Source organism: Porphyrobacter sp. MBR-49 (assembly GCF_053628655.1).
Map to the genome: position 1 here is coordinate 32,431 of NZ_JBRJGU010000012.1, position 22,813 is coordinate 55,243.

The 22,813-nt window shown below is 60.0% G+C and carries 28 protein-coding genes, 2 tRNA genes and 1 riboswitch; of the genes, 15 read left to right on the forward strand and 15 right to left on the reverse strand.

Annotated elements, in window-relative coordinates:
• Positions 1-62: 62 nt before the first annotated feature.
• The 7 genes from ACSSV3_RS14175 to ACSSV3_RS14205 all read left to right on the forward strand — a co-directional run bounded on the left by ACSSV3_RS14175 (position 63) and on the right by ACSSV3_RS14205 (position 6,733).
• Positions 63-1,343 carry a metal-dependent hydrolase family protein gene (locus tag ACSSV3_RS14175; RefSeq protein ID WP_354326993.1) on the forward strand — a complete coding sequence of 427 codons (1,281 nt, stop codon included), beginning with the start codon at positions 63-65 and terminating at the stop codon, positions 1,341-1,343.
• Positions 1,344-1,389: 46 nt separating this feature from the next.
• Positions 1,390-2,448 carry a DUF3179 domain-containing protein gene (locus tag ACSSV3_RS14180; RefSeq protein ID WP_354326991.1) on the forward strand — a complete coding sequence of 353 codons (1,059 nt, stop codon included), beginning with the start codon at positions 1,390-1,392 and terminating at the stop codon, positions 2,446-2,448.
• A complete protein-coding gene (locus ACSSV3_RS14185; RefSeq protein WP_354326988.1) occupies positions 2,441-2,872 on the forward strand; it encodes a thioredoxin family protein in 432 nt (143 codons plus the stop codon). The genes ACSSV3_RS14180 and ACSSV3_RS14185 overlap by 8 nt, the downstream gene beginning before the upstream one ends.
• A 69-nt stretch (positions 2,873-2,941) precedes the next feature.
• Positions 2,942-3,544, forward strand: coding sequence for a carboxymuconolactone decarboxylase family protein (locus tag ACSSV3_RS14190; RefSeq protein WP_354326986.1), 603 nt, complete (start codon positions 2,942-2,944; stop codon positions 3,542-3,544).
• Between the two features lie 58 nt (positions 3,545-3,602).
• Positions 3,603-3,710, forward strand: a riboswitch (TPP riboswitch).
• A gap of 41 nt (positions 3,711-3,751) precedes the next feature.
• Positions 3,752-5,656, forward strand: coding sequence for a phosphomethylpyrimidine synthase ThiC (thiC, locus tag ACSSV3_RS14195; RefSeq protein ID WP_354326984.1), 1,905 nt, complete (start codon positions 3,752-3,754; stop codon positions 5,654-5,656).
• 94 nt (positions 5,657-5,750) lie between these two features.
• Entirely contained in the window at positions 5,751-6,137 is a 387-nt protein-coding gene (locus tag ACSSV3_RS14200) for a DUF6632 domain-containing protein (protein ID WP_354326982.1), read from the forward strand.
• Between the two features lie 71 nt (positions 6,138-6,208).
• Complete coding sequence (locus tag ACSSV3_RS14205; protein WP_354326980.1) at positions 6,209-6,733, forward strand: DUF3833 family protein; 525 nt, start codon at positions 6,209-6,211, stop codon at positions 6,731-6,733.
• Positions 6,734-6,800: 67 nt separating this feature from the next.
• Here the strand turns inward: ACSSV3_RS14205 and ACSSV3_RS14210 are convergent, their stop codons facing one another.
• The 3 genes from ACSSV3_RS14210 to ACSSV3_RS14220 all read right to left on the reverse strand — a co-directional run bounded on the left by ACSSV3_RS14210 (position 6,801) and on the right by ACSSV3_RS14220 (position 8,313).
• Entirely contained in the window at positions 6,801-6,935 is a 135-nt protein-coding gene (locus tag ACSSV3_RS14210; RefSeq protein ID WP_354326979.1) for a hypothetical protein, read from the reverse strand.
• Positions 6,936-7,104: 169 nt separating this feature from the next.
• On the reverse strand, positions 7,105-7,740 hold the full coding sequence (locus ACSSV3_RS14215; protein WP_354326978.1) for a DUF2726 domain-containing protein: 636 nt from the start codon (positions 7,738-7,740) through the stop codon (positions 7,105-7,107).
• Between the two features lie 87 nt (positions 7,741-7,827).
• Positions 7,828-8,313 carry a YaiI/YqxD family protein gene (locus tag ACSSV3_RS14220; protein WP_354326977.1) on the reverse strand — a complete coding sequence of 162 codons (486 nt, stop codon included), beginning with the start codon at positions 8,311-8,313 and terminating at the stop codon, positions 7,828-7,830.
• Between the two features lie 599 nt (positions 8,314-8,912).
• Here ACSSV3_RS14220 and ACSSV3_RS14225 point away from each other — a divergent pair.
• The 3 genes from ACSSV3_RS14225 (at position 8,913) to ACSSV3_RS14235 (ending at position 9,920) form a co-directional block, all read left to right on the forward strand.
• Positions 8,913-9,125, forward strand: a complete 213-nt coding sequence (locus tag ACSSV3_RS14225; RefSeq protein WP_067407366.1) for a cold-shock protein — start codon at positions 8,913-8,915, stop codon at positions 9,123-9,125.
• Positions 9,126-9,238: 113 nt separating this feature from the next.
• Positions 9,239-9,484, forward strand: a complete 246-nt coding sequence (locus tag ACSSV3_RS14230; protein WP_354326976.1) for a hypothetical protein — start codon at positions 9,239-9,241, stop codon at positions 9,482-9,484.
• Positions 9,485-9,566: 82 nt separating this feature from the next.
• The gene (locus ACSSV3_RS14235) at positions 9,567-9,920 is read left to right on the forward strand and encodes an HPF/RaiA family ribosome-associated protein (protein WP_354326975.1); all 354 of its coding nucleotides are present in this window, start codon (positions 9,567-9,569) and stop codon (positions 9,918-9,920) included.
• Between the two features lie 203 nt (positions 9,921-10,123).
• On the opposite strand, the gene ACSSV3_RS14240 is transcribed toward ACSSV3_RS14235, so the two are convergent.
• Entirely contained in the window at positions 10,124-10,279 is a 156-nt protein-coding gene (locus tag ACSSV3_RS14240) for a DUF6538 domain-containing protein (RefSeq protein ID WP_354326974.1), read from the reverse strand.
• A gap of 114 nt (positions 10,280-10,393) precedes the next feature.
• Positions 10,394-10,483: transfer RNA gene (locus tag ACSSV3_RS14245), tRNA-Ser, on the reverse strand.
• A gap of 178 nt (positions 10,484-10,661) precedes the next feature.
• Here ACSSV3_RS14245 and hspQ point away from each other — a divergent pair.
• Positions 10,662-11,042: a heat shock protein HspQ gene (gene hspQ / locus ACSSV3_RS14250; protein WP_354326973.1), complete on the forward strand. Its 381-nt coding sequence runs from the start codon at positions 10,662-10,664 to the stop codon at positions 11,040-11,042.
• Positions 11,043-11,047: 5 nt separating this feature from the next.
• Here the strand turns inward: hspQ and ACSSV3_RS14255 are convergent, their stop codons facing one another.
• Entirely contained in the window at positions 11,048-11,905 is an 858-nt protein-coding gene (locus ACSSV3_RS14255) for an ABC transporter permease (protein WP_354326972.1), read from the reverse strand.
• Positions 11,906-12,020: 115 nt separating this feature from the next.
• On the opposite strand from ACSSV3_RS14255, the gene ACSSV3_RS14260 reads away from it, so the two are divergent.
• Positions 12,021-12,731: a GcrA family cell cycle regulator gene (locus ACSSV3_RS14260; protein WP_354326971.1), complete on the forward strand. Its 711-nt coding sequence runs from the start codon at positions 12,021-12,023 to the stop codon at positions 12,729-12,731.
• Between the two features lie 63 nt (positions 12,732-12,794).
• On the opposite strand, the gene ACSSV3_RS14265 is transcribed toward ACSSV3_RS14260, so the two are convergent.
• Entirely contained in the window at positions 12,795-13,562 is a 768-nt protein-coding gene (locus ACSSV3_RS14265) for a queuosine precursor transporter (RefSeq protein WP_354326970.1), read from the reverse strand.
• 61 nt (positions 13,563-13,623) lie between these two features.
• Here ACSSV3_RS14265 and ACSSV3_RS14270 point away from each other — a divergent pair.
• A tRNA-Arg gene (locus tag ACSSV3_RS14270) sits at positions 13,624-13,700 on the forward strand.
• Positions 13,701-14,030: 330 nt separating this feature from the next.
• On the opposite strand, the gene ACSSV3_RS14275 is transcribed toward ACSSV3_RS14270, so the two are convergent.
• The 4 genes from ACSSV3_RS14275 to ACSSV3_RS14290 all read right to left on the reverse strand — a co-directional run bounded on the left by ACSSV3_RS14275 (position 14,031) and on the right by ACSSV3_RS14290 (position 17,268).
• Positions 14,031-14,612 (reverse strand): hypothetical protein, encoded by a 582-nt coding sequence (locus ACSSV3_RS14275; RefSeq protein WP_354326969.1) that lies wholly within the window; start codon positions 14,610-14,612, stop codon positions 14,031-14,033.
• Between the two features lie 78 nt (positions 14,613-14,690).
• Entirely contained in the window at positions 14,691-15,536 is an 846-nt protein-coding gene (locus ACSSV3_RS14280; protein ID WP_354326967.1) for a hypothetical protein, read from the reverse strand.
• Positions 15,536-16,267: a hypothetical protein gene (locus ACSSV3_RS14285; RefSeq protein WP_354326965.1), complete on the reverse strand. Its 732-nt coding sequence runs from the start codon at positions 16,265-16,267 to the stop codon at positions 15,536-15,538. Before ACSSV3_RS14285 ends, ACSSV3_RS14280 begins: the two co-directional genes overlap by 1 nt.
• Before the next feature lie 134 nt (positions 16,268-16,401).
• Complete coding sequence (locus ACSSV3_RS14290; protein ID WP_354326964.1) at positions 16,402-17,268, reverse strand: 3'-5' exonuclease; 867 nt, start codon at positions 17,266-17,268, stop codon at positions 16,402-16,404.
• Here ACSSV3_RS14290 and ACSSV3_RS14295 point away from each other — a divergent pair.
• Both ACSSV3_RS14295 and ACSSV3_RS14300 read left to right on the forward strand, forming a co-directional pair.
• The gene (locus tag ACSSV3_RS14295) at positions 17,267-17,548 is read left to right on the forward strand and encodes a hypothetical protein (RefSeq protein ID WP_354326962.1); all 282 of its coding nucleotides are present in this window, start codon (positions 17,267-17,269) and stop codon (positions 17,546-17,548) included. The two genes, ACSSV3_RS14290 and ACSSV3_RS14295, sit on opposite strands and share 2 nt — an antisense overlap.
• Before the next feature lie 240 nt (positions 17,549-17,788).
• A complete protein-coding gene (locus ACSSV3_RS14300; protein WP_354326960.1) occupies positions 17,789-18,061 on the forward strand; it encodes an ArsR/SmtB family transcription factor in 273 nt (90 codons plus the stop codon).
• A gap of 55 nt (positions 18,062-18,116) precedes the next feature.
• Here ACSSV3_RS14300 and ACSSV3_RS14305 read toward each other — a convergent pair whose 3' ends face one another.
• From ACSSV3_RS14305 to ACSSV3_RS14320, 4 genes are read right to left on the reverse strand one after another with little or no spacing between them, the layout of a single operon-like run.
• Positions 18,117-19,151: a hypothetical protein gene (locus ACSSV3_RS14305; protein WP_354326958.1), complete on the reverse strand. Its 1,035-nt coding sequence runs from the start codon at positions 19,149-19,151 to the stop codon at positions 18,117-18,119.
• Positions 19,152-19,194: 43 nt separating this feature from the next.
• Positions 19,195-21,378 carry a topoisomerase DNA-binding C4 zinc finger domain-containing protein gene (locus ACSSV3_RS14310; RefSeq protein WP_354326956.1) on the reverse strand — a complete coding sequence of 728 codons (2,184 nt, stop codon included), beginning with the start codon at positions 21,376-21,378 and terminating at the stop codon, positions 19,195-19,197.
• A complete protein-coding gene (locus ACSSV3_RS14315) occupies positions 21,375-22,121 on the reverse strand; it encodes a PP2C family serine/threonine-protein phosphatase (protein ID WP_354326954.1) in 747 nt (248 codons plus the stop codon). Before ACSSV3_RS14315 ends, ACSSV3_RS14310 begins: the two co-directional genes overlap by 4 nt.
• A gap of 6 nt (positions 22,122-22,127) precedes the next feature.
• Positions 22,128-22,808 carry a vWA domain-containing protein gene (locus ACSSV3_RS14320; RefSeq protein WP_354326952.1) on the reverse strand — a complete coding sequence of 227 codons (681 nt, stop codon included), beginning with the start codon at positions 22,806-22,808 and terminating at the stop codon, positions 22,128-22,130.
• Between the last annotated feature and the right edge of the window lie 5 nt (positions 22,809-22,813).

Below are 22,813 nucleotides of genomic sequence, written 5' to 3' on the forward strand. Positions count from 1 at the left end.
CTTGCCGCACCACTCGGCGCATCACCGCGCAACGCAAGAACATTCGAGGGAAGAGGCGTTTCATGACAGCAAAGCTTGGTAAGCGCATGGCCGGTGTGGCCGTGCTGGCGGCGGCACTGGCCGCGCCTGTGGCCGCGGAAACCGTGGCGATCCGCGCGGGCAGCGTGCTGGCCGACGCCGCGAGCGAGCCGAGCGGCCCGGCGACGATCATCGTCACCGATGGCAAGGTCGTGTCGATCACGCCGGGACATGGAGCGGTGAGCGCCGACCGCGAGATCGACCTTTCCGCCAAGACCGTGCTGCCCGGCCTGATTGATCTGCACACCCACCTGACCGGCGATCCGGGCGGCGATTTCTGGAAGGAAGCGACCGAGCCTGATGAATGGGGCGTGGTCGTCGGCGCAAAGAATGCGCTGGTAACGGTGCGCGCAGGCTTCACCACCGTGCGCGAAGCGGGCAGCGCCACCGAAACCGCCTTTGCCTTGCGGCGTGGCACCGCCGAAGGGTTGGTTCCGGGCCCGCGGATCATTGCCGCTGGCCCGGCGCTGGCGATCATCGGCGGCCATGCCGATGTCAACGGCTTCCGCCCGGAAGTGAATGAACTGCTCGACAGCGGTTTCACCTGCACCGGGGCCATCGAATGCGCGGCCAAGGTGCGGCTGGCCAGCCAGAACGGATCGGACGTGATCAAAATCACCGCCACCGGCGGGGTGCTGAGCCAGCAGGGGCGCGGGTTGGAAGCGCATTTCACGCCAGAAGAAATGAAGGCGATTGCCGATACCGCCCACTCGCTCGGATTGAAGGTGATGGCCCATGCCCACGGCGCGCGCGGCATCCAGCAGGCCGCCGAAGCCGGGATCGATTCGATCGAACATGGCACCTATCTTGATGAAGCGGCGGCGCGCGCGATGAAGGCCAATGGCACGGTGCTGGTGCCGACGCTGATGGCGTTGGAAGGCGTGTCCGAAGGGCTGGGCAAGGGCGTCTATACCCCCGTGGTTGAAAACAAGATTCGCGCCGTGCAGCCGCTGATGGCCTCGCTCGTCAGCCGCGCGCGGCAATTTGGTGTGACCGTGGTGTTCGGCACTGATGCGGGCGTGTTCCAGCATGGCCGCAATGCTGAAGAATTCGCATTGATGACAAAGCAGGGCATGTCGAACCGCGAGGCACTGGCCAGCGCCACCACCGGCGCGGCCAAGGTGCTGGGTATGGAAACCGAGATCGGTCGGATCGCCCCCGGCTATTCCGCTGATATTATCGCGGTGGATGGCAACCCGCTGGCCGATGTGACCGTGCTGGAGAAGGTTGGTTTCGTGATGGTGCGCGGGCGGGTGATCGAGTAACTGCCAAACTGTAACCTGCTGCGGGTTTGCCGCGAACCCGCAGGGTATGAAACATCCACGCCTGATTGTGCTCGCCCCGGTTGTTGCCATCGTCAGTTTGGGACTCACCAGCCTTGCTGTGGTTGGTGCCAACCAGACCGCCAGTTCGAACGATACCGCCAGCGCGCAGCCCGTGCTGGTCAGCGCCCAACGCCCGCCGTCGCGGTGGACAAGCGAATTTTCGACTGATTTTAGCAAGTCGATCATCCCCTTTGACGAAGTGAGCGAAGGCGGGCCGGGCAAGGACGGCATCCGTTCGATTGACAACCCGCAGTTCGCCCCGGTCAATGCCCGCTATCCGATGGAGCTTGGCCCCAAGGAACCGGTCATCAGCTTCAGCCATAACGGCGAAGCGCGCGCCTATCCGCTGCGCATTCTGATTCGCCACGAAATCGTCAATGATGTGATTGGCGGCCTGCCAGTCACCGTCACCTACTGCCCGCTCTGCGATAGCGCGGTGGTGTTTGATCGGCGGTTTGATGGCCGGGTTCTGGATTTCGGGACGACCGGCAAACTGCGCTTTTCGGACATGGTGATGTATGACCGGCAGACCGAAACATGGTGGCAGCAATTTGTCGGCGGCGGGTTGATTGGCGAATATGCGGGCCGCGAATTGACGATGCTGCCATCGCGGGTCGAATCGCTGACGCTGTTCAAATCACGCTTCCCCGGCGGCCAGATCCTGCTGCCCGCTGTCGAAATGACGCAGGTCTATTTCAACCCTTACGAAAATTATGACGGGCGCAATCGCCCCTATCCGTTTTTTGAAGGCGATCTGCCGCAGGATATTGAACCGATGGCGCGGGTGGTGGCGGTGGGAGACAAGGCATGGAGCCTGCGCAGCCTGTCACGTCAGGGCCGGATCGAAGATGGCGATATCGTGCTGACGTGGACGGCGGGGCAGAACTCCGCAGTCGACACGCGCGACATTTCGCGCGGACGCGATGTTGGCAATGTGGTGGTGCAGCGCAAATCCGAAGGCGGATTGGTCGATATCCCGCACGATGTGACCTTTGCCTTCGCCTTTTTCGCGATGCGTCCGGGCGGGGAGATTATCGATGAGTAATGTGGCTATGCAGCCGGGGAATACCGGCATGATCGCGCGCGTGATCGCGGCACTGCTGGCGGCGCTGGCGCTGGGCCTGATGGCCATGCCTGCCGCCGCCGCGCAGGTGCAGAAATTTGACGAACAGGTTCTGGCCAAGGCGCAGGCGCAGGGCCGCCCGGTGCTGGTTGATGTCTATGCCGATTGGTGTTCGGTGTGCCGGGTGCAGCACAAGCAGATTACCGCGATTACCGCCGATCCGGCCTATGACCGGCTGCTGGTGCTGCGGCTGAATTATGACACCCAGAAAGCCGAACGGCGCAAGCTGAATGTGCCGCGCCAAAGCACGCTGATCGCGTTCAAAGGCCGCACTGAAACCGGGCGGGTGGTCGCCGCGTCCGATCACGCCACGATTGCCGCGCTGTTGCAATCGACGCTGAAATAAACGGGCTGCGCGATCCCGCGTCGTCGGCTATGGGCGGGCGGCGTTTCCCCCGATCAAAGGATACCCCCGATGTCGTTTCTGCCTTCCCTGCCGCGCCGCACCAATCTGACCGACGTGATGAAGGCGTTTCCGCTGGCGTGGGAACCGATGCTGGATTTCCACGATGTCGTGCTGCGCGGTGAAAGCCCGCTTTCGATTGGTGAGCGTGAACTGATCGCCGCCTATGTCTCGGCGCTTAACCAATGCCATTTCTGCTACAACGCGCACCGGGTCTATGCCGAAAGCTATGGCTATGCCCCCGAAGTCTGCCCCGCGCTGATCGATGACCTGGCCAGCGCGCCGATTGATGACCGCCTGCGCCCGGTGCTGGCCTATGCGGGCAAGCTGACGCTGCACCCCGCACAAGTGACCGACGCCGATATTGCCGCGATCCTTGCGGCGGGCTGGGATGAGCGCACGGTGGCCGATGCCAACAAGGTGACGGCGCTGTTCAATTACATGAACCGCGTCATTCTGGGCATGGGCGTGGATGATTTCGAAGATTACTACGGCCGCCGTCTGGCCGCTGTGCGCGAACAACCCATCGAGGAACGCCGCGCCGCCAACACCGCCGACATCGGCAGCCAGCATTACCGCAAGTTCGGGGTGCAGCTGGGTCTGGTCAACGCCTGACCCTAGAGGCCTGACCCTGCGGATGGGGCTGGATTCCCCTCCCGATCTGATCTAACCATAGCCATCCCCGGGGAGCTCGTGTGAGCTGAGAGGCAGGTGTCACGCCCTGCGACCCGTCGAACCTGAACCGATTAATATCGGCGGAGGGAGCGGGCTGGTCTGATCGCCACAAGTCCGCGCTCCATCCGCTTTGAGGAGAGAGCAGACATGGCCGACATCAATTCACCGGTAGAAATAGGCGTCACCACCGGGCCGATCCGCGGCAGCCGCAAGATTTACGTCGGCGCGCGCACTGGCTCTGGCATCCGCGTTGCCATGCGTGAGATTGACCTTGAGGGCGGGGAGCCTTCGGTGCGGGTTTACGACACCTCCGGCCCCTATACCGATCCCGATGCCGCCATCGACATCAACGCCGGCCTGCCGCAACTGCGCCGTGACTGGATCATGGCGCGCGGCGATGTTGAGGCTTACGACGGGCGCGAGATCAAGCCTGAGGATAACGGCCAACTCGGCCCCGACCGCAGCGGCGGCGTCCCGCAGTTCCCCCACCCGGTCAAACGCCCGCTGCGCGCGCGTGCGGGCATGAACGTCAGCCAGATGCACTACGCGTGCCAAGGCATCATCACGCCCGAGATGGAATATGTTGCCGAGCGCGAAAATATCGGCCGCGAAATTGCCGCTGATCTGGTGCGCGACGGGCAAAGCTGGGGCGCACAAATCCCGACCATCATCACGCCGGAATTCGTGCGCGATGAAATCGCCCGTGGCCGCGCGATCATCCCCAACAACATCAACCACCCCGAAACCGAACCGATGGCGATCGGGCGCAACTTCCTTGTCAAGATCAACGCCAATATCGGCAATTCTGCCGTGGCATCGAACGTGGCAAGCGAAGTCGACAAGATGGTATGGGCCACCCGCTGGGGTGCGGATACGATCATGGACCTGTCCACCGGGCGCAACATCCACGACACCCGCGAATGGATCATCCGCAATTCCGCCGTGCCCGTCGGCACCGTGCCGATCTATCAGGCGCTCGAAAAGGTCGGCGGGGTGGCCGAGGAGCTGACCTGGGAAATCTTCCGCGACACGTTGATCGAACAGGCCGAGCAAGGCGTGGATTACTTCACGATCCACGCTGGCGTGCGCCTCGCCTACGTCCCGATGGCGGCCAAGCGCGTCACCGGGATCGTATCACGTGGCGGCAGCATCATGGCGAAATGGTGCCTCGCCCATCACAAGGAAAGCTTCCTCTACGAACATTTCGACGACATCACCGAAATCATGAAGGCGTACGACATCGCCTATAGCCTTGGCGATGGGTTGCGCCCCGGCAGCATCGCGGATGCGAACGACGAAGCGCAATTCTCCGAACTCTACACGCTGGGCGAACTCACCCATCGCGCCTGGGCGCAGGATGTGCAGGTGATGATCGAAGGGCCGGGCCACGTGCCGATGCACAAGATCAAGGAGAACATGGAAAAGCAGCTGCAGGTGTGCGGCGAAGCTCCGTTCTACACCCTCGGCCCGCTCGTCACCGATATTGCGCCGGGGTATGATCACATCACCAGCGGCATCGGCGCGGCGCAGATCGGTTGGTATGGCACGGCGATGCTGTGTTACGTCACGCCCAAGGAACATCTGGGCCTGCCCGACCGTGACGATGTGAAGGTTGGCGTGATCACCTATAAACTCGCGGCCCACGCGGCGGACTTGGCGAAAGGCCACCCGGCGGCGCAGGTGCGCGACGATGCATTGAGCAAAGCGCGGTTCGAATTCCGCTGGCGCGATCAGTTCAACCTCAGCCTCGACCCCGAAACTGCCGAGCAATATCACGACCAGACCCTGCCGGCCGAAGGCGCGAAGTCAGCCCATTTCTGTTCGATGTGCGGGCCAAAGTTCTGCTCGATGCAGATCAGCCAGGACGTCCGCGATTTCGCCGCCAAGCAGAACGAAAGCCCCGAAAGCTTCCTCGCCTCGGAGAAACTGGGCGCGGATACGGCCGAGGCCAGCCGTCAGGCGGCGATCAAAGGCATGGAGGAAATGAGCCGCAAGTATAATGAAGGCGGCCGCGAACTTTACGTTGGCGCAGGCGGGCGCGAGCACGACTAATCGCAATCCCCCACGATTGGCGGCGCTGGATTGACTGGCCCGGCGAAACGGCAGACACTCCGCATGGGGCTGTGTCATTTGGGGGATCGACATCATGAACGCTTATCGCCTGCTGCAAATCCTGCTGGTCGCTTTCGGGGTGGTGTTCTGCCTGATCTGGCCGCTGGCGATCGTCTGGCCATCCGGCTGGGCGTGGCACGAAGGCCCGCCGATGGCCTCGCAATATTACATGATGATCGTGGGGGTTTACGCGACGCTGGGCGTGTTCATGATCCTCGCCGCGCGCGATCCGCTGAAGCACGTTTCGCTAATCTGGTTCGTCGCCGTGTCGAGCGCGGTTCACGCCGCGATCATGGCGGTGCAATCGCTGGACGATCCGATGCACCGCGGCCATCTGCTGGGCGATGTCCCGGCGCTGCTGCTGGTGACGCTGGCGTTTGCGGTGCTGTTGCCCAGGGCGCAGCGCGGCGCGGCGGCGTAACCGGCGCACGGCGGCTAGTGTCAGGGACAAGGGAAAACGAACGAATGCAAGTTGCAAGAGCAAGCGGGCGCATGAGCGGGCAAAGAGCCGCAGGGCTTGCGTGGATTATAGCGGCGATGGTGGCGGTTGGATTGGCTGTTTCGGCGTTCCAGGCCCAGGCATCCGCCACCGCCACGCGGTTCGACCCGGCGGCGTTCTTCACCGGTCGGACCACCAGCCAGGGCACGCTGAAGCAGATCCTTTCTTCCACCAAGACCACCCGCGTTTCCACCTTCGGCACCCGCCAGCGCAACGGTGACATGGTGCTGGAACAGGAAGTGACCATCGGCGACCAGCCGACACGCTACCGCACCTGGCGCCTGCGCGAAACATCGCCCGGCCAATTCGGCGGCACGATTTCCGACGCCGCCGATGATCTTTCGGGCACTCTGGCTGGCGATACCCTGACGCTGACCTATACGATGGACAACCACCTGCGGATCCACCAGGTCATCACGATCAACCGCGACGGCCAAAGCGCCAGCAACGTGATGCGCATCCGCCGGTTTGGCATCACCGTGGCCCGGCTGACCGAGACGATCCAGCGCGAGCGGTAATTGCAAAGCGCGACAGGTCAGGCTGATCGAGCCTTGGGGTTAGCGCGCTGGGATTAGCGCGCTTGCGTCAGCCGTTCTTCATATTCTCCAGCCCCTTGATCCCGCCGGGCTTCTGGCTGGGCTGACTGGCGTTGGTCTTCGGCCCCTTATCCTTCTTGGGCTTGCGCGCTTCCTTGCTTTTCTTCTGTTGGCCCTTGGCCATCGGCTGTTCCTAACGGGCGAAATGCCCGCCGCGAGGCGTGGGCCTGATGGGGGGTGGTGTCAATGTGGGGGGGCATTCCTCCCCTCCCCGTGGGGAGGGGTTGGGGGTGGGAGGGCGGTTGCTGATGTGGGAATTGGGTGCAATGCTAGATCGGTGACGCCCCGACGGCCTATTTTTCAGGCACCAGCTTCTCCACCAACACCCGCAATTCCCCCGGCGTTGTGTGTCCGGCGACCACCTCGTGATAGCCGATCCCGGCTTTGCGTAGCGCCTCTTTCTTTACTGCGTCGCGAGCCGCCGCGCTGGTGCCAGTATGGTGGCCTTTGCCCTGATATTCCAGCGCGTGCCGGACGCAGCATTTTTCGTCCATCAGCGCAAAATCGACCCGCTTTGAGTTGACTGCGAAGTAAGCGTCTCGGTCTGGGCTGGCGAGGAATTCACCAAGGCTGACTTGTGCCATCACTTGCCAGCCGGGGTTGCGGGCGATCACGGCTTTGTCGAGCGCAGTAAAGACATTGGCTTCAGAACGATTGAGCAGTGGGCGCTGCGCAAATTCGGCTTTACTCACAATCTTGAGCTGGTCGGCAGCGTAATCCGCGCTGGGTTCCTGCTCGCGACCTCTGTGGCTTATCGGAACGAGCTTCGCTTTGTCTTTCGCATAATTGCGTCTTCGCCAATACGCTTTGCGCTTCTGCGCGTTATAGTGATTGGTCAGGCGTTCAACACCTATGCCGATGGCCGCGCCAATGCCAAGCACGACCAATAGCACCATGGGGCGAACAAGAAGGACGTCTATGGACTCCATGCGGGACATTAAATCCTTTATGTTCTCATGAGTGTATGCGGATCCTTAGGTTATCACAACCCACCCCCTCTCCACCGTCCCCACACCCTAACCCCGCGCCAACCCCACCAGCACCCTATCCAGCGCCTGCAAGAACCGCGAGCGGTCCGCCTTGCTGAACGGCGCGGGGCCGCCTCCCACTCCGTCCATCCCGGCGCGCAGGTCGGCCATGATTGCTCGGGTGGCTATCGCTCCTCCGATGCTGGCGGGGCTGAATTCGTCGCCATTGTGTTTCAGCACCCGCGCGCCCGCTTTCAGGCAGCGGTCGGCCAGCAGGATGTCGGCGGTGATGACCACGCAGGTGTCTTTGGGCAGCGCATCCGCAGCCTCGGCAATCCAATCATCCGCCGCGTCGAAGCTATCGCTGACCACCACCCGCCGGATGCGCGGGCTGTCCGGGATGCGGAAGGGGGCGTTGCTGACCACGCGCACGTGCACTTCGGGGCGGGGGGGCTTGAACCGCTCGGCAACGCGATAAATCTCGTCCTTCACCGGGCAGGCATCGGCGTCGATCAGGATGATGATGGGTGACATCGCGCCAGTCTAGAGCATCGTGCTGAAAAGTAGGAACCGGTTTTCGGTTTTTAACGATGCGACAAGAAAACTGGAGCGGGGCGGGCGCGGTAAATGGTACTGCGCGCTTTCCTACACACTCCGACCTCGGCCATCCTGCCCGGATGAAGCACACAGCCGCCCTTATCTCGCACGTCTTGAGGCACCCCGTCGCCCGGGCCGGTTTTCGGTTCCTGGACAGTGTAACATGTGTCTCCTACACGGCGCAGCCAAGGTGCAGCCAAGCAGCGCAAACGGTGCCGCAGGCACCGCAAGGCCGACCGGCCGCCCGCAGCGACCGAAGGGCGCGAGGATTTCGCATCGCGGACGCGATGCGGAACACAAGGAATCCACAAATTAGGCGTTTGGCGCAAACCGTGCTACACCATCGGGGCTGGCGTCGAAATTTGCGACGGACTTCGAAATTTGCGCTCCGCCGCTTGCCATCGGGCCCGCACACGCGGCTCCCCACCGGCCCCGGCGTTAACCAGACGACGACTTCCTTTCATCGGACGATACGAAGCACTATCCCGCCCGCATGTCGCGGAAGGGCAATTGATTGTTCTTGAAAGGAACAGACTATGAGCAAGACCGGAACCGTAAAGTTTTTCAACACCGACAAGGGCTATGGCTTCATTCAGCCTGACGATGGCTCGTCGGACAGCTTCGTGCACATCACTGCCGTGCAGGCAGCAGGCATGCACAGCCTCGATAAGGACCAGCGCCTCAACTACGATCTCGAACAGGGTCGTAACGGCAAAGAAAGCGCTGTGAACCTTTCGGCCGCTGACTAAACAATACCGGCAGGGCGGGGCGCGATGGTGCTCCGCCCGCCATTCCCGGCCCGCCCCCGCGGACGACCAGAACCGGACGACCGCCTCCCCCATCTCCCGGCAGGATATTCTTGATGGCCCAGACCTACGAATTCTACTGCGAACGCGCGAACGAAGCAGCAGCGCTTGCTGACCGCGCGACGCTCGACAATGTGCGGGAGCGCGAATTGCGGTCGGAAAAGACCTGGCGCGGGCTGGCTGAACAGGCGCGCAAAACCGCAGAAGAACGGGTGAAGGCCGATACCGTGCGCGCGGAAAGACGCGCCGCAGAAGCCGCCGACGCAGCTGAGGCGGCAGAGGCAGTTTACTCGGACAATTGACCGCGCAGGTCTGGAAAAAGCGCAGGTTCCTCCCCATGTTGGAAGTGGCAAAAGCCACAACTCAGCCAAGGAGACAGCCGCGATGACCACCATGCAATTCCAGTTCAATTCCGATAGTTCGGTAATGGGAACAGCGGATGTGGCGACCCGGATCGAACAGCAGGTGCGCCACCGGCTCGCCCGATTCGAAGACCGGCTGACGCGGCTGGAAGTCCATGTCAGCGATGATAACGGACGCAAGGGCGGCGGCGATGACAAGCATTGCACCATCGAAGCGCGCCCGCGCAGCGGCCGCCCGATCGGGGTGACAGGCAAGGCGGGCGATGTTGACGCAGCGGCGCGGATTGCGGCGAATACGATGGCAGAACGGCTCGAACGGGTATTCGGCAAAGCAGAACGCCACCGCCACGATCCGTCGCCCGATAAACTGCTTTAGATGTTCAGTGTCTCGCTTGGCGGAGGAGCCCCTCTGGCTTGAGTCGGATACGGGCTTCAGCCTCAGACTCGATGAGCTAATCGCATCGTGCTCTGGTTAAGCCCGTTCGGCGCTTGAGCGTAAGACCGTATGCCCCTCTCAGCGGCTGGCCTCAATCTGGGCGCCGACAACAACCCAGGGCAGCGCGATGCGCCGCCGAACGCTCATAGAACTCCCAGCCGCGCTGGGCCTTGATGGCTTGCAGTTTCGAGGGTGATGCGGACTTCCGACGTGCCGAAAGTGGAACGAACACCATAAGGAGCGGGGCGGCGGAAGACCCATGCCGAACTTCTCCGATGGAGATAATGATGGCCTTCCAAGCGCTACATTCTGCCTCTGCTACAGACCACTTTTGCAGAAATTTTGTAGAAAAGCGAACAATAAAACACATGAATTATAACGTGTTGAACTAAATTAAGCGCTTACGGAGAGACTGGCGGAGAGGGTGGGATTCGAACCCACGTTACCGTTGCCGGTAAACCGCATTTCGAGTGCGGCGCATTCGACCACTCTGCCACCTCTCCGCGAGGTCTGTCGCACACGGGTGCGCCGCGTGGTCGGGGCGGCAGGCGACAGGGAGCGCGCGCGTTAGCCCAAGCATTGCCCCTTGCCAAGTCCCGGAAAGCCACAAAATGCGGGCATATCTCGCACCTGCACCATCGCGCTGCTTGTTTTGGCGCGTTGAAAGTCCATATTCCGCCTATGGAACGCGCAGAGTTCTTCTCAAGTCAGGCCGGGCGCACCATTGTTGCCCCGCGGCAGACCCGCGCCCGCTTCGGCATCGGAGACGTGGTGCGCCACCGCCTGTTCGCCTTTCGCGGCGTGGTGTTCGATATCGATCCGGTCTTTGCCAATAGCGAAGAATGGTATCAGTCGATCCCCGAGGATATCCGCCCGCGCCGCGATCAGCCGTTTTATCACCTGCTCGCCGAAAACGAGGATTCCTCCTACGTTGCCTATGTCAGTCAGGGCAATCTGGTGGCGGATGCCGATGGCGGGCCGGTCGATCATCCCACGGTGCGCCAACTGTTCGACAGCTTCAAGGACGGGCGCTACAAAATGCGCAGAGCCCTGACCCATTAGGAAGTTCAGCTTTTCAGTTTCCAGCCTGAACGCAGCAGTGCATAGGTACCCGCCGCCAGCGCTGCGTTGACCACCGCCAGGCCCCCTGCAGCCGCGATTACAGTCGTGCTTGACCCCATGTCGGTGGCCCCCAGAAAGCCATAGCGGAAGCCCGAAATCACATAGAAAAACGGGTTCATCCGGCTCACCCACTGGAACGCGGGATCAAGGTTGTCGATCACGTAAAACGTGCCCGACAGCAGCGATAGCGGGGCGATGATGAAATTGGTGATCGCGGCGTTGTGATCGAACTTTTCAGCCCAGATCGAGGTTGCCAGCCCCAGCGTCGCCAGCAACAGCGACCCCATCAACCCGAACCACACGACCGCCCAGGGGTGCGCCATACCGAGCGATACGCCCGGCCACAGCGCCATCGCCAAGGCAACGGTAAAGCCCACCGCAATCGCGCGGGTGATTGCGGCGGCGATAATCCCGCTCATCAACTCGCCCGGCGAAAGCGGCGGCATCAACAGGTCGATGATCGTCCCCTGCATCTTGCCCGCCAGCAGTGAAAAGCTGGAATTGGCGAAGGAATTCTGCATCATCGCCATCACAATCAGCCCGGGCGCGACGAAACTCGCAAACGGCACGCCGAGCACTTCGCGTCCTTCGCGACCCAAAGCGACCGTAAAGATCGCCAGAAACAGCAGCGTGGTAAAGGCGGGTGCCCAGATCGTCTGCATCTGCACCTTGAGAAATCGACGCACCTCCTTCATATAGAGGGCGAACAGACCCACGCGGTTGATCCCGGATATCACCGGGACACCGCGAGGGGAAAACCGGGCGCTTCCACCGGTCTTGTCAGACAGGTTCTTTTCAGTCACGGGAGCGGCGCGGAAAACGGGTTTAATGAAGCTGGTTCGGCCATGGCACAGGTGCCTAGGCTGCGCAGGGTTTCATGACAAGTATCCGCCGCAAGCACAGGAACAGGTAATACATATGAGCTGGACGGACGAGCGCATCGAGACGCTCAGAAAAATGTGGGAAGGCGGCGCCACCGCCAGCGAGATCGCAACCGAGCTTGGCGGGGTCAGCCGCAATGCTGTGATCGGCAAGGCGCATCGGTTGGGACTGAAAGCGCGCCCTTCCCCGGTGAAGGCCAACGACAAGAAGAAGGCCCCGGCCTCAAGGAAGCCGGTTGCTGCGCCCACGCCCGCTGCCGCGCCGCGTTCCGACGCAGGCGAGCGGACGGCCGCAATCGCGCCCCAACGTGCATCAATCCGCCCCACGGTAGTCGCAGCCCGGAGCGACGTGGCCGAACAGAGCAGCCACACAGGCCCCTCCCAGCCAGTTCCTAACCCGGCGTCCGATCTGCCCAAGATTGTTTCGGTCGGCCCCGGTGGCTTCCTGCGTCAGGGCCCCGGTGATCAGCAGCCCCCGATCCCACCCGCTCCGCCGCGCCGCCTTGTGCCAGCCAAGCCGAGCCCGGAAATCGCCGACAAGACCAGCCTGCTCGATCTGTCGGAAAAGGTCTGCCGCTGGCCGATGGGCCATCCCGGCGAACCTGATTTCCACTTCTGCGGCCAGCAGGTGAACCCCGGTTTCCCCTATTGCGTGGAACATTGCGGCCGTGCCTATCAGGCGCAGCTGCCGCGCGGCGTGCGTCGTCCGCCACCGCCGCTCCCGTTCGGTGGCCCGCGCGTGCGTTAGGATCAGGACTTCTGTGGTTGCCGCCCGTGATGCAAGAGGGTTCCCACATTCCAGCTCGGTGCTCTATGTCGGTTTGGCGCTGCTGCTCGCGAAGGGTGAAAAATTGGTATCGAGGTCGAACAGGTCGACGCCCTCGGCGGACTTCAGCTTGTTCACCAATACATAAGTCACCGGAGTCAGCATGGCTTCCCACGCCACTTTCAGCGCCCAGTTGGTGACGATCACGGTCAGCACATCCTGCGTCGTCCAGATGCCGAGGAACGCGATCGGGTAAAAGATCAGGCTGTCGACGCCTTGGCCCACGAAGGTCGAACCGATGGTGCGGCTCCACAACATCCGGCCTTTGGTCAGCACCTTCATCTTGGCCATGACGAAGGAATTGACGAATTCCCCGGCCCAGAACGCGGTGATCGAAGCAAGCACGATCCGCCAGGTGCTGCCGAACACTTCTTCGTAGGCGGCCTGCCCCGTCCAGCTATCGGCGGGCGGCATGGCGACCACGACAAAGCTCATAAACGCCATGAAGGTAAGCGCGCCGAACCCGGTCCAGATCACCCGGCGCGCCTTGGCATAGCCATAGACCTCGGTCAGCACATCGCCGATGACATAGCTGACCGGGAAGAACAGAATGCCCGCGCCAAAGGTATATCCCGCCACGGTGGATAGCTTGGCCGCGCCGATCAGGTTCGACAGCAGCAAGATCGCCACGAAGGCAGCCATGACGATGTCGTAATAGCGGAAGCTTCCGGGTGCGCGGCTGGTGGCGATGATCCCGTCGGCAGGATCGCGGTCAAACGCGGCGGCGGGATCGGAAGGAGAGGTGTTTTCCATCGATAGACCGGTTAGCGCGATTCCCTTGAGCCGCAAAGCGCGCTATTGGGCTTCCCGGCGCGCGCCCGTAGCTCATCTGGATAGAGCGCGAGACTTCTAATCTTGAGGTAGCAGGTTCGAGTCCTGCCGGGCGCGCCAAGTCCTTGTGCGATTGCACTAAAGATGCACCATCGGTGCATAAAGCTGCGCCGCGATGAGGTGCATTATACAGGCCGCACAAAGCGTGAACTTCAGCGTTTGAGTGCGCACAGCGACTCATACAAATATCAGGTTGCAGCGAAAGCCCCTCATTTTTGCAAATGAGGGGAACGGGGATGCTAGCTACGAAGTGCTTCCTACGCCTTCGCGAGCTACGCCGGTTGAATATTGATCGGTGCGATCCTTTACGAGGGTCGTCTTCCTGCCAGCGCAGTTCGGAAATCGTCGGTAGGAGCTAGAAATACTAGGCTATGCCTCATCCGCGGGGGCCTACAGCCGCGGGGCCAGCTTCACTCTATCGAGGATGTGCCAAGCCTGAAAGGCTGCCATAAGCTGACGCACTTCCCTAGCTGTCGAGAAGTGCTGGAGATAGATCGACCACAACGCCATAGCTTCGAGCGGTGCGCGGCGATGCCATTTAAGCGGCGTCGACTCTGGTCCTGGCATATCAAGGCCAAGCGCTTCTCCACTGGCGGTGATCTGGTCATCGCTGCAACACAGCGGAAGCAGTGTCGTTCCGGGTAACACCCGCGCAAGTCGTCCATTATCGAGAAGCGGAAGGCCGGCGCTTAGATTGTCGGTGCATTGCAGATATTCCGTCCATGGCTGGCGAACCAGCAGCTGGGCATTATCGGGGATGATGCGGCAGATATCGGCGATGATTGCATCCCGATCCTGGATCGGGTCGAAACGCGCATGGACCAGCTCAAAACTTGCTTCGCTTTTTCCGACCCGGGTTACGGTGAACAGCGCGATACTCGAGATTCGTGAGCCACGCTGGAGCTCTGGGGCTGTGCGGACAAAGACGAGTGAGGACAGGATCTGCGGATGGCTGAGGCGGATATGGCGCATCGGATCAGCTTCCAGTTGGAATTGCGCGACAGCACGATGAAGGACGACTTGGGGCGGATTCGCAGCCACAGCGTGCCGTTAATCTTGCTCCGGCATGGTTGTTCGGGCGCTGATATCGCGATCACAGAAAGCAAGCTTCATGAAGTGCTCGCTTAGGGCCCGCGCGCCTTCGCTTGACACCATTTCGCTCCAGTGGTCCCAGCGATCGATTCGCTCGACCAGCCAGAGGTAGAACTGATCGCGGGCATAGGAATCAGCAGCAGGCCATGACATCGTCCACAAGGTGCTCCGCACTGGGATCTCATTTGTGATGTGGAGGCCAATCAGTTTTACACTTGGCAAACCATCGATTGTGTCCGTCGCAAACCTGTGAAGCATGCGCTCGGCAACCTGCTCCGCTCTTTTCACCTTGTCTGCTGCATCCGCCCAATCTTCCCGGCCGCCATTCGACCGGTTGGCCAATATCCAGTCCATGCCGACATTGTCCTCGGCATCATCGAGCTTTCTGGTGGCGATCAGCATCGCCAGAACTGCCCGGCCTTCGTGAGTCAAGCGGTCGCGGTGATTGGTAATCAATCCGGCCGCAATTAAGAAGGCGTCGAAAAAACGCGCCAGATGCCCGTCGGCCTGGAAAATGTCTCTGACGCGCTCTTCTTCGCCGACAAAGCGGCCATCCACTATGGCCAGATAGCTCGCTATGAATTCCAGCGTAGGGTCACTGCGAGACGGACACAGACCAAGACGCCCTTCCCAGAACGCCTGACGGACTGAGCCCCAGGTGCGCCCATCCTCGTCTACCAGTGGCGGCTCTCCGGGGACATCGCCGGTGGAAACCAACCAGTATCCCCATGGCAAGGAAGGGTGCCTGCCATTGCCGTAGCGCGTGCTTGAGTCCCCTCCGAATTCGTTGAACCGCCCGATCATCACGCACCGCCTTTCGTGCTGGCGGGTGGCGGAAGTAAGCGCCGCAAATGGTCAGATTCCGGATGGTCCGCCTGTGCTTCCATCATCGATTTAAGTTTACGCGCCAGCTTGATGCAGTTTTCGTAGACGAAGTGCTGATCCCGATAGACGTCGCCCTTGCGGCGATCCACCGTGTTGTCGGGAACCAGATCTCCCGGGTGGTTGGTGTCGAACCCAAGCCACCAGACATCTTCATGGAATTCATCTTCGGTAGTCTGGACACTGCGGTAATCCTGCACCATCCTGACCCTGGTTACATGACATACGGTGTATCGTTCCTTCCTTGGCTTGCCCCATGCAACCCTCGCAAAACGGTTAACCTCACAGGCCTTGCTATATGTCACCCCTCCGTGAACGACTCGCGCAATCCCAATCGGAATTGCGTCAACATTGAAGCCGAATAAGGGATGGACCGGCCCAACCCCCGTATAGCCCGAGATTGTCCCGTCCTCTTGGCGAAGCATGATGCAGCCAAGTCCGGTCTCCGCGTCGATCCACGCCACCTTGTCCGCTTCATTGTGCCACGGACCGTCGCCATCCGGCTTCCTGTCCGGGTTGTGGTAAATCTGAAGGGCAGTGATGCTTGTGCCTGCCACAGGATAGGCAACTGGTGCTTCGTTAATCAGGCCGTCGGGCAATTTTGAAGCCTCGGCTTTAGTGACTGCGCCTCTTTTTGCTGGTCGTTTTGCCATGATTGCTCCTTTCTAAGCACGTGTTTAAAAGTAGACATGTGAGATATGTGCCACCTCCACCCTTGTCAAGTATATAAAGCTAGACATCGAGGGTGGCCGTATTAGCCTTTGGGTCATATCGCCAGCTCATTGAGCTATTTGCGTCGGCGGTAGCGGTCGAATGCGGTCAGCCGTGTGAGGCGTGGGCCAAGGGTTCTAGCGAGCTTGCCAGGAGCATAGACTTCGTGGGCAAGCCATGCCTCTTCCTCAGGGAAGTCACGATCGAAGACTTCCCGCCACCACAGCTTGGCGTCGGGATCCCATCTGTAGCCCCGCATTCTCAAGACATCCTTTGTGGAAATAGAGGCCCCCACAGCCTCGATCAGCCAGCTATCGCCAGACGAGCTTGCATCAAGCTCCCACAAAAAGGTCCGCCCATCGGTGCGCTCGTGGGAGAGCAAGGTGATCACAGCATCGACATCGCCTTCCGCGCGATGAGCGTCATAGAACCAGCCGAGTTGCGTGCACAGCCAGCCCAGGGCACGTCCTTCGAATCCGGCCGCGCGCCAATCGATTTCCGAACAGGAACACGCCCAGCGCGACTGAGGAAGATTGGGCAGGCGACGCTCAACCAGGGGCCGGTCGAAGGCTGCATTGTGAGCGATGATGACTGAGGCTGACGACAATACGTCAATGGCAATGCGGTCATCAATCCTACGGCCAACAAGATCCTGATCGGTGATGCCGGTGAGCCTGATAACGTCTTCGGACAGGGGAACGCCTGGATCCTCTCGCCACGACCACGATCTGCCAATCTCGACGATATGCCCAGAGGGCCCATACTTGAAGCGGCGCACAGCCAATTCGATGACTTTGTCGTTCTCCGGATCGAGACCGGTTGTTTCGACGTCGACGACAGCTGCGACATTAAGCGGGTCGTCAGGATCACCGAAGCCTGTCTCACCGACTGCAAGGTGTATGCGCCGAAGCTGACGAATGTCGGAGGGTTGCGGATCAGGCATGGGCAACCTCCAGCTCCCTTCCAAGTCCATCGACATCGATGAGTGCCTCGAGTTCGTCGCCATCGATATCGAGTTCGAGGCCCAGGCCATGCAGCAGAATAGCTTTGCAGCATCCATTTCTATCCATGCAGGCTTCGATTGGAGGCTGACCGCGGAACAGCGCAAGCGACGCAGTCATCCAGGCCAGAGGATCGACGGCCAAGCCTTCACGTTGCATCCGCGCGCCCGTCTCGGCCGCCACGCAAGCAATGCGGATGAGAGCAACGCGGTCGACTACTAGGGTTCCGCCAGTCTTCGATCCTAAAGGGTCGAGATTCCAATCAGGTGAGCGTCTCGATAGCTCGGTGTCACCTACGCTACTAATAGTGCCGACACTACACATGGCACTTCCTCCTCTCTGTCCATGCCAAGAAATTCAGCATGGTCAGGGGGTATATAGCTTATTACTTCAATTATTCAATAGGTATTGAGGCATTGAATATTTCTTGCCTTTAGCGAGGGTCAGGGTTATCTTTCAAATATGGAAAAATCAGATGTTGTCGCGAAACTTAGTGCTCTTGCTCAACCAGTCCGCCTGGACATTTATCTTGCTATCGCAGCTCACCCCAATGGCTTGTCTTCAACCCGGGTAGCGGAAGAGGCTGGTGCAATGCCGACGAATACGTCGGTGCATTTGTCAGTGCTCCGAAATGCAGGGCTGGTGACAGCGACGAAGGTTGGCAGGACGGTTACCTACCGGGCAGATACCGGTTCAATGAGCGGACTCGTCCAATTCCTTTCGGACACCCAGTAGGGCGAACACTAATCTTCAGCACCACTCTCGGGCGCGAAGACCAGAGTGGCTCGCATTACCAATAGCGTTCCAGTCCGAGATCGTGAGGATCAAGCAAGTTTGGCTCCCAAACATTGATATTGGCACTTTCCCCGTCTGTCGGGGAAACGAGCAAGCCGCCATACCAAAGAACGTCACGGGCCACGTCAGCAACGATATCAAACTGTGCTTCATCATCCCAATCTGGTCCGAGTGACCAGAGCCGCCTTAAGGCCGCAACCAAATCATCTAGGAAAGGCCGAAAGCCAGCTTGGTCAATTGCTATTTGCGCCTCGTCACTCAGGCAAGCCTGATCATCCAACCCATCGAGATGTCCATAGGCGTATGAAGCAATGCGCATCGGCTCCAACAGCGGAGCTGCGATTTCTAGCGCAGCTCGGTCCAAATCGTTATGCTGCCAGAAGGAGGTCCGCGCCGTTTCCGACTTAGTGGCGGACACCCCTAAAACTCCAATCAATCCCTCCTCGTAACGTTCAAGCTGCTGTGCGCCAAACATCGCGCTCAGTCGGCAAGCTGCATATTCCTCCCAGCAGGCTTCGACGATCGGAGCAAAAAAGGCCTCAACGTAATCCGAGTAATTGGCTTGCAGAATTCGTCCGGGAAACGCGCGGTCCTTTTCTGTCGTGACCTCCACGTGCGCGCATTCATGAGCGAGGAGGTAAAGGGTGTCGGAAAATCCAACACCTTCCTCACCGTCCTCAGTTTCTTCTAACCCGTGCAGGTAATGCGCATTGAAGACCATGTGGACCTTCACGGCACCATCCCGCAGGACTGCGGGAGCCATCGCGACCCCGACAAGCTGATCGTCATTTGAACGGGTAAGCGGTCGAAGCCCTTCAACTCCGCGGTCAAGGCCGAGGAGAGCATCATCGTAATCGTGCGCGACGGTAACACCGTCGAGGCGCTCCAGATTGATGTATCTGCTGATAGACCGGATGTAGCTCGCTACAGCGTTGGCCATTGCCGTGGCCACAGCATCGTCCTGAAAGCCCTGCATCGAAAACGAGATCGTCGAAGGTGCGGTTGGAAGGGGATCAGCATGGGTGTTCACCGACAATGCTCCTCTTGCCTGTCAGCCTGATAGTTCACACAGGTCACGAGCGGGTCCCCTTACAGCTTGGATAACGGGAGCAACCCCAGAACGAGTTGCCGGCATTGCGACCGCGCCTTGCAACACGCCTGACCATTCTCGATCCACATCTTGGGCAGGACACCCCTCCACTGGCAGTCGCTGGTGGAGGTGGTGGCGAAGGGGAAGGAGAGGGGGACAGGACAGTTTGTCGAATTGGCTTCGGCCGTGCGGTGCTCGGAACTGGGATTGCCGCACGTGCAGGTCTCGAAGGTTTAGGAATCCCCAGAAATGCAAGGTCGGCTTCGAGCTGCGCCCTTTGTTCGGCGAGTGCGGTCAACCTTGGGTTCGCTTGCTGCAGTCTTGAGCGCATCCCAGCTGCTGACTGCTGGAGTTCAGCCTGCCCCCCGTCAATCTTCTTTGCCAGTGCAGATGCCCGATTGGCGAAATCAGCATCGAGCTTCGCTTGTGCAGCAGCGTCAGACGGCGTCGGGTTGGGATTGTATTGAAACCGCCGTTCGAGCCCAGCTCTCCACTTCATGAGCTTGTCGGCGGTCGCTGGCCCAAAGCCAGGTATATTCAAGATGGCGTTCTGCTTGACGTCGGCCGCAGACTCGATGCCGTAGGAGACAAGCACCGCCTTCTTGGCCTGACCAATACCGGAGATGCTAGCGCGCCTGATCAGGAAACGATCAAGATACTCGGTAAGTTGACGGTTGCGCCGGTCATTCTGAAGCTTGGTCTGAGCCTTTGCCTTCTTGGCACTGAGGCCTTTGTATTCCTCAACTGCATCTTCAAGCTCGAGGTGCAGATCGATCAAGCCAGTCAGGCCTGTCGACTTTCGCCATTCCGAAAGCGCTCGATCCCATTCGCTCTCTGTCTGGCTATAGATCCGACGCCACTCGGCCTTGTCAGGGCCGCCCTTATCGAATTGACTCCAGGCAACGCCGAAAGCGATCAGCCATACGATGAAGGCGTCAGGGAAATAGGCAAAACCAGCAACGCCGCCAGATGCCGCAGCGCCAGACAATAGCTTGTAGCCTATCTTGCCGGACTTCGCCTTCTTTGCATCCTCGCTGGGATCGAGATTGAACGTTGGGACGGGTGGGGACGCGGTGTTGGGATCAGGCAGCACCACAGCTTTGATCGCCGCCCATGCCTTATCGACGTTGAAATTTACGAGGTTAACGGTCGCCTTGCCCACGGTAGCGACAGTCGAGATGAAAAGCATGGCGCCGGTAGCGGCTTCCATCCGGCACCATGGGCACTTCTTCGCCGTTGAGGGGTAGAAGTGCATTCCATCGGTGCTGCACCGGCTGAACTGACGCTCCAGTCCCTGCAGCATCGACACCCATTCAGATGCTGAAGGCCTATCAGCGGGATTGAGCCCAAACGCCCGCTCAAACCCGTTGGATATGTCGGCGGGAAAATCATCGAGCGACGGGAGAATGCCGGGCGGTGAAACGCCTGTTTTTCGATTCCTGCTGTAGGCGAACAGGTTCGCAGCGATCATTTGATCAAGGGAAAGATCGCTGCCCTTCAGCTGTCCCGCGTAAGGGTGCCGCCCCATGAAAAGCAGACGGAAAATCGAGACCGCCAGAGCGAAGTTATCATGCTCCTTGGTGCGGGGAACCCCTTGCAGTGATCGTCCATGCAACTCAGGTGCGGTGAAATCTGGCTTGCCGACAAGGCACGGGTAAAGCTTGCCGCCGATTTCGAACTGAAAGCTGTCCGCGTCGATCAGGGCAACCATCGCCTCTGAGGAGACCAGAATGCCTGACTCATTCAGATCGCCGATCACGCAAGGCGAACTATGCACCTGTGCAACAGCTCGAGCCGTATTTGCAGCCGCCCGCACAAGGAAACGGAAGTCAGCCTTGGGGAAATGCGTCTTACGGTCTTTCGGGCCATAGAGTTGATGCAGCTCGTGAAAGCCCTCCACCAGCCTCATCGTGAAGCCGGCAAACTCGCCAGATCGCAGGCTGACCAAGCTATCCGGATAGGCAACAAGGCTGGATGACTGAGCGAGGCCATTCTTGACCATGGCTGAGACTTTGGCTTCGCGGTCAGCGCGCTTATCTTCGAAATAGACCTTTACGGCTTTGCGATAGGGGCCATCCAGCAGATAGACGGTTCCCTCGCCACCCTTCGCGATCTGCTTCGCTACCGGCAATCGCTTACCGCCGACGTAAAGTTCAGGCAGCTTCATCGTGACGACAGAAGCAGCAATGTCTTGTCATCGTCCGTTTTATCGCAGACCTTCGGACCGCGCAAAAAGGCGGCGAGCGCAGACGACAGTTTGGCATCCTTGCCCGGCTCATTCAGGGCATCGACCGGAGCGATCATGGTGTTGAAGAACGGCTCATGAGGTGCATCATTGCGATGATCGAGAACTAGGTTCTCAATCCCGTCGCTGAAGACAGCGAAGCCCGTCCACTCCCCTTCGTGCCTTTCCAGACGAAGACGGGGCATCGGATCATCGGTGGCGAAATAGGTTGTCGAAGCAAACTCGCCGTTCTCGGGCGGAGAAATTGTTTCCCACGCAGCCCCCGTGCGAGCAACTATCGCTCCGTCGCCAATATGCGCCGTCAGGATCTTGTTTCCGGTAGCCACGAGCATCACCAACGTTGAGGCAAAGGCACGCCGGGTCGTTTCTCGTTGTTCGGCCGCCATTGCAAGCCGATCACGTGCTGAATCTACCCAAGACCAGACGTCATCATCTTCTGGAAGCACTCGACCAACGCGGAAATGCGCACGGAGCGACTCACTCAATGTCCGGACAAGGACCGATGCACCCTCTCCCCCGAACGGGGCAGAACCTGCACCATCACACACAATCGCACATAGAGCCCCGGAGCCGGTCAAAAAACAGGACATTGCATCCTGTTTCCTGGTCCCGAGCCGCAAATGTGAACTGCCTATCTCAGAGGCTGCGGCCCACCGCCAAGCCATGACAGACTAGCCTGCAACAGCCCATCCATCTGGTGCCATAGGGTTTACCAGCGCCACTTTATCGCTAGGTGTCGACTGGGAGACCGAGCTTAGCGAGCTTGAGAGCCAAGCGAATAGTTCACTAAATGCAAGGCCCCTGAGCATCAAGGGCTGCCTCGTCGCGATCTGACCAAGCACGCCGATGTCGGCACCTTGAACGCCAACAGCGTAGAACATAAATTCGTTACGCTCCTCGCCTTCATGGACGAGCCTTGCAGCATTCTTCCAGCTGTCAGTTGGTGCTCCATCAGTGATCAAGAACACCCACGGCCGGTAATACTTGATGGAGTTTGCGCGGTAGCGGTCCTTTCGCTCACGGAGCAGTTGAATGCCCCGCTCTATCGCCTCGCCCATAGGGGTCGCACCAGACGGTCTCAGAGTCTCAGGATAAAAGCCATCAATCGTCGTGAAGTCTTGCTGCACCTCGACTGGACCGAAGGTAACAACCGCGATCTCGACCCGTTTCGATGCCAGGGAATCTTGGCTGAGTTCATCGCGGAACTGCGCGAGACCGTTGTTGAGCTCTTCGATTGGCCTGCCGGACATCGAGCCCGATACGTCAAGGAGAAGGACCACAGGGCAACGCTGCTCTGGGTTCTCCGCAAATTCAGGATCCCCAAACGGCTGCTGCTCGAAGTCATTGTCCATACGAT